15 protein-coding genes are annotated in these 14,247 nt (G+C 71.3%); all 15 read left to right on the forward strand.

The window, feature by feature from the left end; translation table 11 throughout:
* The first annotated feature begins 19 nt into the window (after positions 1-19).
* Complete coding sequence (locus ACSHV8_RS03905; RefSeq protein WP_436529436.1) at positions 20-997, forward strand: LLM class flavin-dependent oxidoreductase; 978 nt, start codon at positions 20-22, stop codon at positions 995-997.
* Positions 984-2,306 carry a CaiB/BaiF CoA transferase family protein gene (locus tag ACSHV8_RS03910; protein ID WP_436529438.1) on the forward strand — a complete coding sequence of 441 codons (1,323 nt, stop codon included), beginning with the start codon at positions 984-986 and terminating at the stop codon, positions 2,304-2,306. Before ACSHV8_RS03905 ends, ACSHV8_RS03910 begins: the two co-directional genes overlap by 14 nt.
* Positions 2,303-3,724, forward strand: coding sequence for an MmgE/PrpD family protein (locus ACSHV8_RS03915; protein WP_436529440.1), 1,422 nt, complete (start codon positions 2,303-2,305; stop codon positions 3,722-3,724). The genes ACSHV8_RS03910 and ACSHV8_RS03915 overlap by 4 nt, the downstream gene beginning before the upstream one ends.
* Entirely contained in the window at positions 3,721-4,698 is a 978-nt protein-coding gene (locus ACSHV8_RS03920; RefSeq protein ID WP_436529442.1) for a RidA family protein, read from the forward strand. Before ACSHV8_RS03915 ends, ACSHV8_RS03920 begins: the two co-directional genes overlap by 4 nt.
* A gap of 73 nt (positions 4,699-4,771) precedes the next feature.
* Positions 4,772-5,233 (forward strand): FAS1-like dehydratase domain-containing protein, encoded by a 462-nt coding sequence (locus ACSHV8_RS03925; protein ID WP_436529444.1) that lies wholly within the window; start codon positions 4,772-4,774, stop codon positions 5,231-5,233.
* Entirely contained in the window at positions 5,220-5,693 is a 474-nt protein-coding gene (locus ACSHV8_RS03930) for a MaoC family dehydratase (protein WP_436529446.1), read from the forward strand. The genes ACSHV8_RS03925 and ACSHV8_RS03930 overlap by 14 nt, the downstream gene beginning before the upstream one ends.
* The gene (locus ACSHV8_RS03935) at positions 5,690-6,802 is read left to right on the forward strand and encodes an acetyl-CoA acetyltransferase (protein WP_436529448.1); all 1,113 of its coding nucleotides are present in this window, start codon (positions 5,690-5,692) and stop codon (positions 6,800-6,802) included. The genes ACSHV8_RS03930 and ACSHV8_RS03935 overlap by 4 nt, the downstream gene beginning before the upstream one ends.
* On the forward strand, positions 6,802-7,122 hold the full coding sequence (locus ACSHV8_RS03940; RefSeq protein WP_436529450.1) for a Zn-ribbon domain-containing OB-fold protein: 321 nt from the start codon (positions 6,802-6,804) through the stop codon (positions 7,120-7,122). The genes ACSHV8_RS03935 and ACSHV8_RS03940 overlap by 1 nt, the downstream gene beginning before the upstream one ends.
* Complete coding sequence (locus ACSHV8_RS03945) at positions 7,122-8,285, forward strand: acyl-CoA dehydrogenase family protein (protein ID WP_436529452.1); 1,164 nt, start codon at positions 7,122-7,124, stop codon at positions 8,283-8,285. The genes ACSHV8_RS03940 and ACSHV8_RS03945 overlap by 1 nt, the downstream gene beginning before the upstream one ends.
* Entirely contained in the window at positions 8,282-9,295 is a 1,014-nt protein-coding gene (locus tag ACSHV8_RS03950) for an aldolase/citrate lyase family protein (RefSeq protein ID WP_436529454.1), read from the forward strand. The genes ACSHV8_RS03945 and ACSHV8_RS03950 overlap by 4 nt, the downstream gene beginning before the upstream one ends.
* Positions 9,296-9,369: 74 nt before the next feature.
* Complete coding sequence (locus tag ACSHV8_RS03955; protein WP_436529456.1) at positions 9,370-9,675, forward strand: hypothetical protein; 306 nt, start codon at positions 9,370-9,372, stop codon at positions 9,673-9,675.
* 1 nt (position 9,676) lies between these two features.
* The gene (locus tag ACSHV8_RS03960) at positions 9,677-11,314 is read left to right on the forward strand and encodes an alpha/beta hydrolase (RefSeq protein WP_436529458.1); all 1,638 of its coding nucleotides are present in this window, start codon (positions 9,677-9,679) and stop codon (positions 11,312-11,314) included.
* Complete coding sequence (locus tag ACSHV8_RS03965) at positions 11,311-11,880, forward strand: hypothetical protein (RefSeq protein WP_436529460.1); 570 nt, start codon at positions 11,311-11,313, stop codon at positions 11,878-11,880. The genes ACSHV8_RS03960 and ACSHV8_RS03965 overlap by 4 nt, the downstream gene beginning before the upstream one ends.
* A gap of 79 nt (positions 11,881-11,959) precedes the next feature.
* Positions 11,960-13,024, forward strand: a complete 1,065-nt coding sequence (locus ACSHV8_RS03970) for a DUF6348 family protein (RefSeq protein ID WP_436529462.1) — start codon at positions 11,960-11,962, stop codon at positions 13,022-13,024.
* Between the two features lie 160 nt (positions 13,025-13,184).
* On the forward strand, positions 13,185-14,087 hold the full coding sequence (locus ACSHV8_RS03975) for a serine hydrolase domain-containing protein (protein WP_436529464.1): 903 nt from the start codon (positions 13,185-13,187) through the stop codon (positions 14,085-14,087).
* Positions 14,088-14,247 lie beyond the last annotated feature (160 nt).

The following is a 14,247-nucleotide window of genomic DNA, read 5'->3' on the forward strand; positions in this document are numbered from 1 at the left end:
ACCGGCCGTCGGGTCTCGCATGATGCGCCTCGACGTGCAGCCGTGGGGCGAGACGATGGCCGAGCTGCGCCTCGCCGCCAAGGACGCCGAAGAAGCCGGCGCCGGTGTGGTCTGGGCCCCTGAATTGCATCGGAGCGCGTTCACCACGGCGGCCGCGCTGGCCACCGCGACCTCGTCCGTCGGGGTCGCCACCGGCATCGCGCTCGCCTTCGCCCGCAGCCCGATGCTGACCGCGCTCGCCGCTGCCGACCTGGACGAACTCTCCGAGGGCCGGTTCCGCCTCGGCCTCGGCACCGGCGTCGCCCGCCTCAACGAGGACTGGCACGGCGTCCCGTTCGAGCGCCCGGTACCGCGCCTGAGGGACACCGTCGCGATCGTCCGCGCTGTCCTGGCCGGCGGTGATCCGATCCTCCACAAAGGCGTCAGATCCATTCGCGTACGAGGGTGGCGCCGCCCGTACCCACCCTTGCGCCCCCGGATCCCGATCTACCTGGCCGGCGTCGGCCCGGCGATGATCGCGCTGGCCGCCGAGGTGGCGGACGGCTGGATCGCCCACGAACTGTGCCCGCCGAGCGAGATTCCCCCGCTGCGCCGGCCGGGGTTCGACGTGGTGGCCGCGGCGTGCTGCTCGGTCGACCCGGATCCCGCGGTGGCCCGGCGCCGGGCGGCCAACGTCGTCGGTTTCTACGCATCGGTGAAGTCCTACGCCGGAGGATTTGTCCGAGCCGGGTTCGGCCAGGTAGCCGCGGCCGCGGGGGAGGCTCTGCGCGCCGGTCGATCGGCCGACGATCTCGGATTCCTGATCCCGGACGAGATGATCGACTACTACACGGTCTCCGGGACACCCGCGCAGTGTGTCGCTCGCCTGTCCGATTTCGCCGACCGATCAGACGCCGTGAAACTCTCCCCGCCCTCCTACGGCCTGCCCGCCGAGGAGACGCGGGTGGCCCAGAAAAGCCTGCTCGAACTGGTGGGGGCGATGCATGAGACCTCTTGAGGACATCCGGATCGTCGCGGTCGAACAGTACGGCGCCGGCCCGTTCGGATCGGTGCACCTGGCCGACCTCGGCGCCGACGTCATCAAGATCGAGGAGCCGGGCACCGGCGGCGACGTCGGCCGTTACGTGCCGCCTTACCAGCACGGCGAGGACTCGCTCTTCTTCGAGACCTTCAACCGCGGCAAACGGTCGCTCTCGCTGGATCTCTCCAGCCCGGCCGGCCGCCAGGTCTTCGAGGATCTGGTACGGCACGCCGACGCCGTCTACTCCAACCTCCGCGGCGACGTGCCCGCCAAGATCGGGATCACGTATGACCAGCTCAAGCACGTGAACCCGAGCATCGTGTGCTGCTCGCTGACCGGTTTCGGCATGACCGGGCCACGGGCCCGCCAGCCCGGCTACGACTACATCCTGCAGGGCCTGGCCGGCTGGATGGACCTGACCGGTGAGCCCGGCGGCCCGCCGACCAAGTCCGGCCTGTCGATCGTCGACTACTCGGGCGGTTTCGTCGCGGCGATCTCCCTGCTGGCCGGCGTCCACGCGGCCCGCCGCGACGGCTACGGCATGGACTGCGACCTGAGTCTGTTCGACACCGCGATCGGCATGCTCACCTACCCGGCGGCGTGGCACCTCAACGCCGGCTTCACCCCGGTTCGCACCCATCATTCGGCCCACCCCTCGCTGGTTCCGTTCCAGTTGTTCCCGGCCGCCGACGGCTGGATCGTGGTCGGCTGCGCCAAGGAGAAGTTCTGGCAGCGCCTCGTCAGCGTCCTCGGCGATCCGGTCTTGAAGGAGCCCCGGTTCGCCACCTTCGCGGACCGACGCGAACACGCATCGTCGCTGCTCCCCATCCTCGAATCGATCTTCACCACCCGCCCGGTCGCGGACTGGCTGGCCGAGCTGGAACCGGCCGGAGTGCCGTGCGGACCGGTCAACGATGTGGAAGCGGCACTCCAGGACCCGCACACGCTCGCGCGCGGCCTGGTGGTCGAGACCGAACACCCGCATTACGGAACCGTGCGGCAAGTCGCCTCCCCGGTCCGGGTCGGCGCGCAGACACCGGAGTACCGCCGCGCGCCGCATCGCGGCGAGGACCTGCCGTACGTCGCCGACCTGCTCGGATACTCCCCGTCGGACGTCGAGACCCTGCGCCGAGCCGGCGCCTTCGGCACTCCGCCGGAAGCACATCCCGAACCCGCTTCCGGCGCTGCCGCTGGCCCCGAAGCTGCCGCTGGTCCTGAGGCCGTCGCTGGCGCCGAGGTCGTTGCTGGCCCCGAAGCTGCTGCTGGCCCCGAGGCCGAGGCGTGACCGAGCCGGCCGCTCTCGTCCTGGCCCGCTGGGCGGCCGGGCTGGACTTCGCGGCGTTGCCGGCGCCGGTGGTGGACGCGGCCCGCCGACACCTGGTGGACGCGGTCGGCTGTGCGGTCGCCGGGATCCGGCGAGACGCGGCCGGCCCGGCGCTGGTCGTGGCCGAGGGACTGGGCGGACCGCCCGAGGCCCGGCTGTTCACCGGGCAGCGGGTGGGCGCCGTCGCCGCCGCTTACGGCAACGCGGTCGCGGTACACGCCCTCGACTACGACGACACCCACGCGGATGGGCTGGTGCACGCGAGTGCCGTGTCCGTACCCCCCGCCTTGGCCGTCGGCGAGCAGACCGGAAGCCGCGGCAGCGACCTGATCACCGCCCTCGTCGCGGGTCTTGAGGTCGTCTGCCGACTCGGCGCGGCGGTACCCCACGGCTTCCACGCGCGTGGCCTGCACGCGACGTCGATGTGCGGCCCGGTCGCGGCCGCCGTCACCGCGGGAAAGCTGCTGGGGCTCTCCACCGCCGAGCTGGCCCACGCGATCGGGATCGCCGCGAGCGGGGCCAGCGGTCTGCTCGAATTCCTGCACAGCCCGGCCGGCACCAAGCAGCTGCACCCGGGCACGGCGGTGGCCAACGGCATCCTCGCCGCCCGCCTCGCCGCAGCCGGCGCGACCGGCCCGGCCGGTGCCCTCGACGGATCGTTCGGCCTGTTCCGCGCCCTGACCGGCCGCGAACCGGATATGTCGGTCCTGGTGTGCGGCCTCGGCGAGCGCTGGGAGACCACCCGGATCGCGGTGAAGCTGTATCCCGCGTGCCAACTCGTTCACGCCTCCATCGACGCGGCCAGAACGTTCGCTCACAACTCCTCCTTCTCGACCGCCTCCTCGCCCTGCGCGCCGGCCTCTGAAACCGGCGCGCAGGCGGGGAATGCGGCTCTTGCGGGCACCGTCGTCGTGACGCTGCACCCGGATGCCGTGCCGATCGTCGCCGGGACGGAGAAGCGCCGGCCGCGCAGCCCGTACGAGGCGAAGTTCAGCGTTTACTGGTGTGTCGCGGCAGCGATCGTGGACGGCCGGATCGGCCTCGACACCTTCGACCGGCTGGACCGGCCGGACGTCCTCGCTCTCGCGAACCGGATCGTGGTGAGAGTCGGTGCGTCGGACGGGCCGGCCGCCTCCGCACCCGGCATCGTCACCGCCGCCGGTCGCCAGTCCATAGTGCCCGCGCCGGGCGCTCCCGCCTCGGTACTTCCGGCCGGGTCACCCCTACTTTCGGCCGGGGTCGGCGCCGCCGCGGCGAGAGACATTCGTGCCAAGGCCATCGCCAACCTCGGACCGGCCGCGGAGGGAGTCCTCACCGCGGTGGATTCGGGAGCGAGCCCGGCCGACCTGCTCGATGCTATCGAAAGGTGCCTCAAGTGACCGTCCACCTGCCGGCCGTGCCCGGCTATCCGCAGCTCGCCAGCGCGCTCGCCGCCGCCGGTCTGACCAGTGCGGACGTGGTGCACCTGACGGAGTATGCGACCGATTTCACCGGCCTGGACGCCGCACGCGACGCCGCGCTGCCGGGTCACGCCGTGCCCGTCTCCCGGGTGCCGGTCGAGGCGATCGTGAGTCCGGCACCCTCTGTTCCGTACGCGATAGGCGTCACCGCCCATCCCGGTGGCGGCGCCCTGTTCCGTGACGGCGGCGACGTGCTGCGAGTCGCCGACGGGGTGGTCTATCTGCCCAGCGTCCACACCTCCGAGGGCGATTTCCGCGAGCAGTATCGATGGTGTCTCGACCGGATCGCCGCCCTGCTCGCCGTCGCCGGACTGGGCACCGACGCCCTGGTCCGCACGGTCGACTACACCGCCACCGCGACCCGGGCGGAGTATCCGCGCTGCGGTCGCCCGCGGAAAGAGGTGCTCGGCACCGGCCCGATCGACCCCGGCGCGGCCGGGATCCTGGTCGACGTCCCGGTCGCGCCCGGCGCCGAGGTCGCCCTCGACGCGCTGGCCCTGGCCGGGCCCCTTGAGGTGCTCAATCCCGGCTGGGCGCGGTACGACACGCTCACCTACAAGCCCGCGGTCCGTGGTGGCGACAAGATCTTCATGGCCGGGTTCGGTGCCCTCGACCCGGTGAGTCAGCTGGCCCTGCACGACGGGGACCTCGCGGCGCAGACGGCTTACGTCTACCGCAGCATCGAGACCGTCCTGGCCGAGGCCGGCGCAACCGGTCAGCACGTCACCCACCTGGTCGAATATCTGACCCCGGCCGCCGTCGCGGACTATCCGGCGACCGCTGTCCTGCGAAAACAGCACTTCCCGAACGCGGTGGTCGACGCCGTCGTGTGCTCCGCGCTGCTGCGACCGGAGTTCCTCATCGAGACCGTGCCGACGGCGGTCCTGCGGTGACCGGCGTGATCGGGACCGGTGCCGGTGCCGCGGCGACCGGCCTCGCCGGGATCCGGCCGACGGCGGCGCTGCGGTGACCGGCCTGCTGACGCCGGCCCTGGCCGCGCGGATCGGGGAGGAGATGACGTATACGGCGCCGGAGCCGCTGGGCCGGGCGTCGATCCGCTACTTCGCGCTGGCCACCGGCGACACCGATCCGGCCCACCTCGCCGGGGACGTCGCACCGCCCACCTTGATCTGCGAGACCAATCAGTACGCGGGTCTGCCCCGGGACGTCGACGGCTATGCCGGGCACGGCTGGCACCTGGAGGTGCCGGGCACCCGGCTGGTCCGTGGCGGGAACTCGTACCGGTTCGTCCGGCCGGTCGAGCCGGACACCGTGGTCACCGCCCGATGGCGGCTCGACGACATCGTCGAGCGGGTCACCGGCGGCGGGAAGCGGATGCTCGTCGTGACCTCGATCGCCGAGTACACCGACCAGCAGCGCCGGCTGCTAGCCGTGAACAAGGAGACCCTGATCTATGTATCGGTTTGAGCGAACGATCGAGCTGCCGGACATGATCGCGTATGCCGGGGCGACCTGGGATTGGCACAAGCTGCACTACGACGCCGACTACCTGGCCGAACGGGGACTGAAGAGACCGGTCGTCGACGGGCAGGTGTTCGGGGCCTACCTGGCGATCGCCCTGCGGGAGTGGTTCCCGGGCGTGACGATCTCCGAGCTGTCGTTCCGGTTCAAGAACCTGGTCTTCGCCGGCGAGACGATCCGCTGCGTCGGCTCGGTCGTCGCGGCGAAGGACGGATTCGCCCAGGTCGACCTGCGCGTGGAGGTCGTGGAGGACGGGCGGGTCGCCGTCGCTCCGGCCTCGGCGACGCTGAAACTGCCCTTCGACGCCGACGCCGACGCCGACGCCGACGCCGACGCCGACGCCGACGCCGACGCCGACGCCGACGCCGACGCCGACGCCGGTTCCGGAGGGGCGGCGACGTCATGACGGTGGCTATTGCCGGGGCGGCGGAGTGCGACCTCGGCAAGACCGGGAAGACGATCCTGGAGCTGCAGACCCAGGCGGTGACCAGAGCGCTGGCCGACGCCGGGCTGACGCTCGCCGACGTGGACGGGATCGCGACGAACGGCATCTCCCGCTTCTCGGCCACCCAGCTCGCCGACTACCTGGGGATCCAGCCGTCGTGGTGCGACTCGACGTTCGAGGGTGGCGCGGTCTTCGAGATGTATGTCGCGCGCGCCGTGCAGGCGATCAGTTCCGGTCAGTGCGAGACGGTCGTCATCTCGTACGCGAGCAATCAGCGATCTGCCCGCAGCCGCCGGCTGACCGGGGTCTACACCGACGGGACGCCGGAGGCGGAGTTCGAGGCGCCCTACCGGCCGCTGTACCCGATCTCGTACTACGCGATGGTCGCCCAGCGATACCTGCACGTGCACGGCCTGGACCGCGCGGACCTGGCGACGGTCGCGGTCGCGGCCCGGGCCCGGGCGCTGCGGAATCCCCAGGCTTGGACGTACGACCGCGGCCCGCTCACCGTCGATGACGTCCTCGCCGCCGAGATGATCTCGTCCCCGCTCGGCGCCCTGGACTGTTGCCTGGTCACCGACGGGGGCGGGGCGATCGTGATGACGTCGCTCGACCGCGCGCGGGACCTTCCGCGCCCGCCCGTGACCGTGCTCGGCCACGGCGAGGCGCTCACCCACACGTCGATGACCTCCGCGCCCGACCTGCTGCGGACCGGCGCGATCGATTCCGGACAGCGAGCGTTCGCGCGGGCCGGCCTCACGCCGGCCGACATCGACGTGGTCGAGCTGTACGACTCGTTCACGATCTCGGTGCCGGTCGGGCTGGAGGCACTGGGGTTCGCGGCGCCGGGGGAGGGGCTCGGCGCGACGATCCCGCACAACACCGGAGGCGGCGGGCTGGCCTACTGCCATCCCGGCCAGTTCGGGGTGTTGCTGCTGGTCGAGGCCGTGCGCCAGTTGCGCGGCGAGTGCGGCCAACGGCAGGTCCCGTCCGCCGCCACCGCCCTGGTCCACGGCACCGGCGGGATCTTCTCCAGCCACGCCACGGTGATCCTGGGGGTGGACCGCTGATGCGCACGATCCAGAAGTGTCTGGCCTGCGGGCGACTGCAGCACCCGGCCCGATCGATCTGCTTGACCTGCGGAAGCGCCGACCATCTCGAGAACGTGTCGACCAGCGGCAACGGGATCGTGGACAGCTTCACGGTCGTGCACCGGGCGGACGAGCCGTATGTGCTGGCCCGGATCCGGCTCGACGAGGGCCCGATCGTTCTCAGCCATCTCGTCGACGATCCGGATCCCCGGTGCGATCAGCGGGTTCACCTGATCCCGACGGAGCCACCGGTCTTCGCCCCCGGCCGCCATGTCCCGCCAGCCCACCGGAGTGAGTGATGGACTTCGAGCTCAGCGACGAGCAGCGGATGTTCCGCGACGTGCTGCGCGATTTCGTGGATCGGGAGATCCGCCCGGTCGCGCAGGAGTGGGAGGCCTCGGGGCGCTATCCCACCGAGATCGTCGAGACCATGCGGCAGATGGGCCTTTTCGGTCTCACGATCCCTGAGGCGTACGGCGGTCTGGGCGCCGACATGATCAGTTTCGCGCTGGTCTTCGAGGAGATCGCCAAGGGCTGGATGGGGATCGCCGGCATCCTCGGCAGCCACTCGCTGTCCTGCTGGCTGATCGCCCGGCACGGTACCGAGGAGCAGAAGGCGCGATACCTGCCGGACCTGGCCACCGGCAAGCGGCGTACCGGAATCGCCCTGACCGAGCCGGACGCCGGCACCGACCTGCAGGGCATCAGCACGACCGCGGTCCGGGACGGCGACTGCTACGTGCTGAACGGCCGCAAGACGTGGATCACCAACGCGCGGCACGCCGACCCGCTGCCGGTTCTCTGCAAGACCGATCCGGCCGCGGATCCGGCGCACCGGGGCATGTCGGTGATCCTCGTCGAGGCCGGGACACCCGGCTTCACGGTCGAACGGGACCTGCCGAAACTCGGCTACAAGGGCACCGAGTCGTGCGAGGTGCTCCTCGACGACGTCCGGGTTCCGGCCGCCCAGTTGCTCGGCGGGGTCGAGGGTCGCGGTATGCAGCAGGTCCTGTCCGGGCTGGAGACCGGCCGGATCAACGTCGCCGCCCGGGCGCTGGGGATCGCCCAGGCCGCCTACGACGAGGCGCTGGGGTATGCCCGGTCCCGGCACGCGTTCGGCCAGCCGATCGGCGACTTCCAGGCCGTCCAGCTGAAGATCGCCGAGATGGCGGCGCAGGTCCAGGCCGCGCGGCTGCTCGTCTACTGGGCCGCGGCCCGTTCGGACGGCGGTCACCGGGTCGACATGGAGGCCGGGATGGCCAAGGCCTTCGCTTCCGAGGCCGCGGTCGGCTGCGCGCTGAACGCCATGCAGATCCACGGCGGCTACGGCTATTCGAAGGAGTTCGTCGTCGAACGCCTCTACCGGGACGCCCCGCTGATGATGATCGGCGAGGGCACCAACGACATCCAGCGGGTCGTCATCGCCCGTTCCCTGCTCGCCGGAAAGGCGTCGATCGGATGAGGTCGTTCCTCTACGTTCCCGGCAATCGTCCGTCGATGCTGGCCACGGCCCTGACCCGGGGTGCCGACGCCCTGATCGTCGACCTGGAGGACGCCGTCCCTCCGGCGGAGAAGACTGCCACGCGGGCGGCCGTCGCCGCGTGGTTGCGCACCCTGCCACCTGGCGCCCCGGTCTGGGTACGGATCAACGCCGGCCCCGCCGGCCTCGACGACACCCGATCGCTGGTGGCCGAGCCCGGCGTGCGGGAACCTGCAGCAACACCGGGGCTGCGGGAAACTGCAGCAACACCGGGGCAGCGCGAGCACTCGGCCACACCGGGTCCGCGGCAACCGATGGCCACACCGGGTCCGCGGCAACCGATGGCCACGCCGGGTCCGCGGGGGCGGGCGGCCACATCGGGGTCGCCTACGTCGGTGACGGCATCCGGGTTGCGGGGGCTGGTGGTGGCCAAGGCCACCCTGGAGCAGGTCACCGCCCTGGGCGCGCTGCTGGACGAGTCCGATCCGGCGGGCCGGCTCGGCCTCGTACCCCTGCTGGAGACGCCGCAGGCGATCCTCGCCGCGGCCGGGATCGCCGCCGCGCCCCGGGTGACCAGGATGCAGATCGGCGAGGCCGATCTCGCCGCCGAGCTGGGCGTCAGCCCGGGCGAGGACGAGCGTGAGCTGCTGTTCGCCCGATCCGCGGTGGTGCTGGCCTCGGCCGCCGCCGGCATCGAACCTCCCGCTGCCGCCGTCACCACCGACTTCCGCGACCTGGACGCCCTGCGCCGTTCGACCCGGGCCCTGAAACGGCTCGGTTTCCGCGGTCGCGCCTGCATTCATCCGGCCCAGATCCCGATCGTCCACGAGGTCTTCACCCCGTCCGAACCGGAGGTCGCCGCCGCCCGGGATCTGGTCGCGCGCTTCGAGGCCGCCGGCGGTGGGGTCTGCCTCGACGCCCGGGGCCGCATGGTCGACCTGGCCGTGGTCCGCGACGCCCGCCGCACCCTCACCTATGCCAATTCCCCCTGATCAATGAACTGTTCCGCGGTCCACGGGGTTATCCCTGATCGAGACAATCCACTCTCGACACGGGGAGATGCGGGATGGGGGACGAACTGCACGTCGACCCGGCTGCGCTGGACCACGCGCGGCAGGTCTGCGACGACCTGGGTACGGCCTGGGCCCGCGACGAACACGGCGTCGAACCGGCCACCGAGGACGCAGCCCAGGGCCTGCCCGGCTGGGCGACCGGCGGCGAACTGGCCGACTTCGTCTGGTACTGGCAGGACGACGTCAAGAAACTCACCGGATACCTGGAACGGTTCGGCGGCGCGCTGCACCAGGCCGCGCTCACCTACGAGCACGCCGACCACGCCGGTGCCGACCTGTTCGACCTCCGGGGACGTTGACGTGGTCACGTTCGCGGAGTTGCGGGACGCGCGCATCGACCGGCTCGTCGACGCCGCCGACGTGTGGCGGCAGTTGGCCGGCAAGTGCGCCGCATTGGAGGACCGCGCCGAACTGGAACTCTCCAAGCCGCTGCGCAACGGCGCCTGGACCGGTGCGGCCGGCGTCGAGGCGCTGCGGCGGATGACGTCCCTGGAGGACGAGTTCCACCTGTACGGCCTGCGGGCCCGCGGCATCGGCCTGCTGTTCGAACGGATCGCCACCGACTTCGCCGGGCTGCAGAACCGGCTGCTGGCCACGATCGGCGCCGCGAAGCAGGTCGGGCTGCGGGTCACCGGGGACGGGCGCCTCCTGGTCGACGAGGTGCCGCTGTCCGCGCTGTCGGACCCGGGAGCGTTGGAGGCCAACCGGCTCGCCAACCAGAACGCCGAGATCTACTCCGGGCTGATCGCCACCGTTCTCAAGGAGGCCGAGCACGCCGATCTCACCTACGCCGGGATGCTGCGTGACTTCGGTCCGGACGTGCAGGGTCCGAACGAGTTCAGCTGGCAGCACACGACCGACGCCGCCCGCGAGGTCGCCGGGCTCAACGGCCTCGACGCCGGCGACATCCCGTTCGCGGGCACCGACCCGGCCACGGCCGCCGCATGGTGGCGCGCCTTGACCGCGGATCAAAGGGATCTGCTGGCCACGGCATTTCCGGCCGAGATCGGACGGCTGAACGGTCTGCCCGCGGCCGACCGGGACGCAGCGAACCGCCTGGCGTTGCACGAGCTGATCGGCGACAGCCTGAACCACGGCACCAACCCGGCCGACCCCAACCACCAGCGCCTGGTCACCCTGATGAACCGGCTCGACGATTCGGACTATCAGCACCGCAAACCGCTCTTCTTGTTGAACATCGACAACAAGGGAACCGGGCACGCGGCGGTGGCGGTGGGGGACCCCGACACGGCCCGGCACACCGCGATGCTGATCCCGGGGGTGAGCACCGACCTCGGCAGCATGACCGGCCAGATCGGCCGCGCCGATCAGATTCGCAGGGCGGCCGGCCGGATCGCCGGCGACGAGGTCTCCGTCATCGCCTGGCTCGGGTACGACCCTCCGCAACTGGACAGCACGGTCGTCACCGCTGCCGGCTCGGCGCGGGCGCAAGAGGGCGCAACGAACCTGAGCTCCTTTGTCAACGGGCTTCGCGCCAGTCACGACGCCGGGCCGGTGCACATGACTGCGATCGGTCACAGCTACGGGTCCGTAGTCGTCGGTGATGCGACCAGCGGCGGCCACCGACTGGCCGTTGACGACGTCGTCGCTGTCGGCAGTCCCGGAATGGATGTGCAGCGCGCCTCGGACCTGAGTGTCGGCGCGGGCCACGTCTGGGCGGGCGCGGCCGAGGACGATCCGATCGCCAGCCCGGACACGGCGATTCCCCGGGTGGGAAAGGACATGGAAATACTCATTGCGTTGGCGCACGGCGTCGAGCCGCACCAGGAGGCGTTCGGCGCGAACGTTTTCGTCACCGACACACCGGGGCACACTTCTTACTGGCAGGAGGGCTCCCAGAGCCTGAACAACCAGGCCAGTGTCGTCGCCGGTGACTATCAGAGTGTCACGCCACGATACGGAGAGTTCCCGCCATGACGCGTCGGTTGCTGGCCCTGCTTCTGTTCGGTGCGATTCTGCCGCTGTCGGCGTGCAGCGGCGGTGATGAGTCGGCACCCGGCGGCACGCCTTCATCCGGTCCGGCCGCGAGCGCGCGTGAAGGAGACGAACAGGTGCAGGTCATGAAGCGGCGTGATGCCGAGAAGATGCTCAGGGAACTGGCTGATCAGGCCGCCGGTGTCGTGGGGCGGCCACTCAATGACTGGGATGTGGGGGCAGCGCCGTGCGAGAACGCTGCCGGGGTCCTCGCCACCGACGGTCACTGGGTGCTCAGCGGCGCGGGCGGCGTCGGTGAGGTTGCACCCGAGAAGCAGATCGCGATGCTCAACCGGCTGCGCGACAGCTGGATCGGGTTCGGCTACGAGATCGACGAATTCCGTCTGCTGCCCGACGGCGGCACCGGTGGGCGGGTTTCCGCGCGGGTTCCCGGATCCGATCTGAGTGTCACCGTCCAGTCCACGGTCAAGCGCACCGGTATGGCGGTCCTCGTCGGATCGCCCTGCTACCTGCCCGCGCCGGGGGAGGATCCGGCAAACGATGGCTGACGAAGCCGTACGGGAAGGGGGGTTTGATCTTGGGGTTTGCGGGGGTTGCGGGAGATCGGCGGGACGGTAGGCTCACGCGATGTTCGACGAGGCGGTTGTGGTGGGGGTCACGGCGTTCTGTGAGAGCGCGCAGCCCGTGGCCGGTGACGAGATCAAGGGGAAGCTGCTCAGTGGGGGTCTTGAGCCCTGGCTGGCGGACCGGCTCGTCTACTTCCTGCCGCTGGCGTTCGGGCGCCGGGTGATCGCCGGGGTGGCCGTCGACGAGACCTTCCTGGACGGTGAGACGCGGCGGCGCCTCGATCGGGATCCGGTCTATCGGGCTGCCGCGCAGCGCGCGATGATCGCCGAGGAGGGGGAGGTCGCGCGGATCGCCGGGTACAGCAGTGAGGTCGCCGCGGTCAGCCAGGCCATGCAGGGCGGTGCGGAGCTGGAGAAGCTGAGGCTCGGGCCGATCGCGCTGGAACCACCGCTGCCGCCGGTCGGGAGCGGCAGCGGTGGCGTGCCGTCGCCGGCGACCGTTTTCGCACACTGGATGGCTGCGTACGGTGTGTCGCTCGGCGACGACCTCAAGCTGGGTGACGCCGAGTTCCGGGCGACCCTGGCCGCGCATCCGAGGCCGGCCCCGGAGCTGGTCGTGGCCCAGGTCAACTTCGCCGTGAACCATCCGGCGCTGGCCCGCCCGTGGATGGTGGAGAGTTGCGTGGGTGTGGCCGCGACCTGGAAAGAGGCGATCTTCCAGACTCTCGCGATGTTCGAGCGCGCCGTGGCCTACCCGATGATCGCCGCCCTGATCGACCGGAAGGCGGCCGCCGAGCACGTGCACGTGGAGCGCTACCGGCACCCGGCCGGCGAGTTCGAGCTGCTCCTGGGCGCGCAGGTGGATCTTTTCGCGGCCGAGCCGGTGCCGTCGGCGGAGTCGCTGTTCGACCGGTTGCTGGTGGCGCTGCAGGATGTGCCGCTGAGCCGGGCGGTGCACGCGCTGCGATTCTTCACCGCGCACCAGGACGGGCGGATGCTGACGAACGAGGTTTTTCTGGACGGTGAGCCGTGGGAGGCCGGGATGAAGGTCACCGGGTCGGCGCCGGCGCCGCTGCCCAACGGCCCGGTCGGCGTGCGGGTGTTCGCGTTCCTGGTCCCGGCCTGACCAGCGCTCGGCCTGACCGACGCCCGGCCTGACCGACGCCCGGCCTGACCGACGCCCGGCCTGACCGACGCCCGGCCTGACCGACGCCCGGCCTGACCGATGCCCGGCCCGGCCAAGGCCCGGCCTGACCGCGGTGCCGCCGGGAGGGTAGCTTCCGGGGATGGTTGAAGATCTACTCGCCGACTTCGTGCGCGCGGACCAGGAGAAGGGCCTCGGAAGCTACGGCATCCACGTGCACCGGGAGGGCGCCGAGCCGCTGAGTCACCGTTTCCGCTCCGACGATCGGGTCAACGTCTACTCGGTGGCGAAGACGTTCACCGCGGTCGCGGCCGGGCTGGCCGAGGCCGAGGGCCGCTTCGACCTGGACGATCTGTTCCTGGACCACTTCCCGGAGCTGCGCGGGCTTGCCGCCGGCGGTTTCGAGCGGGTCCGGCTGCGGCATCTGATCACGATGACCAGCGGTTCGACCCACAAGTGGCACGCGAACGAGCGGATCGACGCCGCCGACCTGCTCCACGAGTTCGTCGCCGCCCCGCTCGACGCCGAGCCGGGGACCCGGTTCGCGTACACCGGCTCGGGCCCGTACGCGATCGGTCGCCTGCTGGCCCGGACGACCGGCGCCGACGTCCGCGCCTATCTCACGCCGCGCCTGTTCCAGCCCCTTGACCTGCACAATCCGGCCTGGCACACGTGTCCGCTGGGGTTCCCGTTCGCGGAGAGCGACCTGTTCCTGCGCACCGAGGAGTTGTCCCGGTTCGCCGAGCTCCTGCTGCAGGACGGGGTGTGGGAGGGGCGCCGGGTGGTTCCGTCCGAGTTCGTGCGCCGGATGCCCGCCGAGTCCGTCGACACGACGTCGGTGACCGATTATGGTCCGGCTTTCACGCATGGGTACGGCCTCGGCGTCTGGCTCAGCGGCGACGGCACGTTCCGGATGGACGGCGCCTACGGCCAGTACGCGATCGTCGACCCGGGCCGCCGCGCCACCGTCACGGTCACCGCCCACAGCACGGATGACGTCGCCCTGCTCGACGCCATCGACACCCTCGTCCTGCAGCGCCTGTGACCTCCGGGCGCCCCTGACCGGGGCGCCGGCGAGGCACGTGTTCCGACCGGCTGCCGCCGCCCGGCCCCGAGCCGCGCGCTCCTGACCGGCCGCGGCCGCGCTCGCTGCGAGATGAGTTGAGCGCGGGCCGGCGGTCAGGGCGTCCCGCGTCGCGGCGTGA

This window comes from Actinoplanes sp. HUAS TT8 (assembly GCF_051380535.1).
In the GTDB taxonomy this organism is placed as follows: Bacteria; Actinomycetota; Actinomycetes; order Mycobacteriales; family Micromonosporaceae; genus Actinoplanes.

Bases quoted from the DNA above. Each gene is read 5' to 3' on its own strand.
- ACSHV8_RS03905 (WP_436529436.1), top strand. From the start codon at position 20: ATGATGCGCCTCGACGTGCAGCCGTGGGGCGAGACGATGGCCGAGCTG.
- ACSHV8_RS03910 (WP_436529438.1), top strand. From the start codon at position 984: ATGAGACCTCTTGAGGACATCCGGATCGTCGCGGTCGAACAGTACGGC.
- ACSHV8_RS03930 (WP_436529446.1), top strand. From the start codon at position 5,220: ATGTATCGGTTTGAGCGAACGATCGAGCTGCCGGACATGATCGCGTAT.
- ACSHV8_RS03935 (WP_436529448.1), top strand. From the start codon at position 5,690: ATGACGGTGGCTATTGCCGGGGCGGCGGAGTGCGACCTCGGCAAGACC.
- ACSHV8_RS03940 (WP_436529450.1), top strand. From the start codon at position 6,802: ATGCGCACGATCCAGAAGTGTCTGGCCTGCGGGCGACTGCAGCACCCG.
- ACSHV8_RS03945 (WP_436529452.1), top strand. From the start codon at position 7,122: ATGGACTTCGAGCTCAGCGACGAGCAGCGGATGTTCCGCGACGTGCTG.
- ACSHV8_RS03950 (WP_436529454.1), top strand. From the start codon at position 8,282: ATGAGGTCGTTCCTCTACGTTCCCGGCAATCGTCCGTCGATGCTGGCC.
- ACSHV8_RS03955 (WP_436529456.1), top strand. From the start codon at position 9,370: ATGGGGGACGAACTGCACGTCGACCCGGCTGCGCTGGACCACGCGCGG.
- ACSHV8_RS03965 (WP_436529460.1), top strand. From the start codon at position 11,311: ATGACGCGTCGGTTGCTGGCCCTGCTTCTGTTCGGTGCGATTCTGCCG.
- ACSHV8_RS03970 (WP_436529462.1), top strand. From the start codon at position 11,960: ATGTTCGACGAGGCGGTTGTGGTGGGGGTCACGGCGTTCTGTGAGAGC.
- ACSHV8_RS03975 (WP_436529464.1), top strand. From the start codon at position 13,185: ATGGTTGAAGATCTACTCGCCGACTTCGTGCGCGCGGACCAGGAGAAG.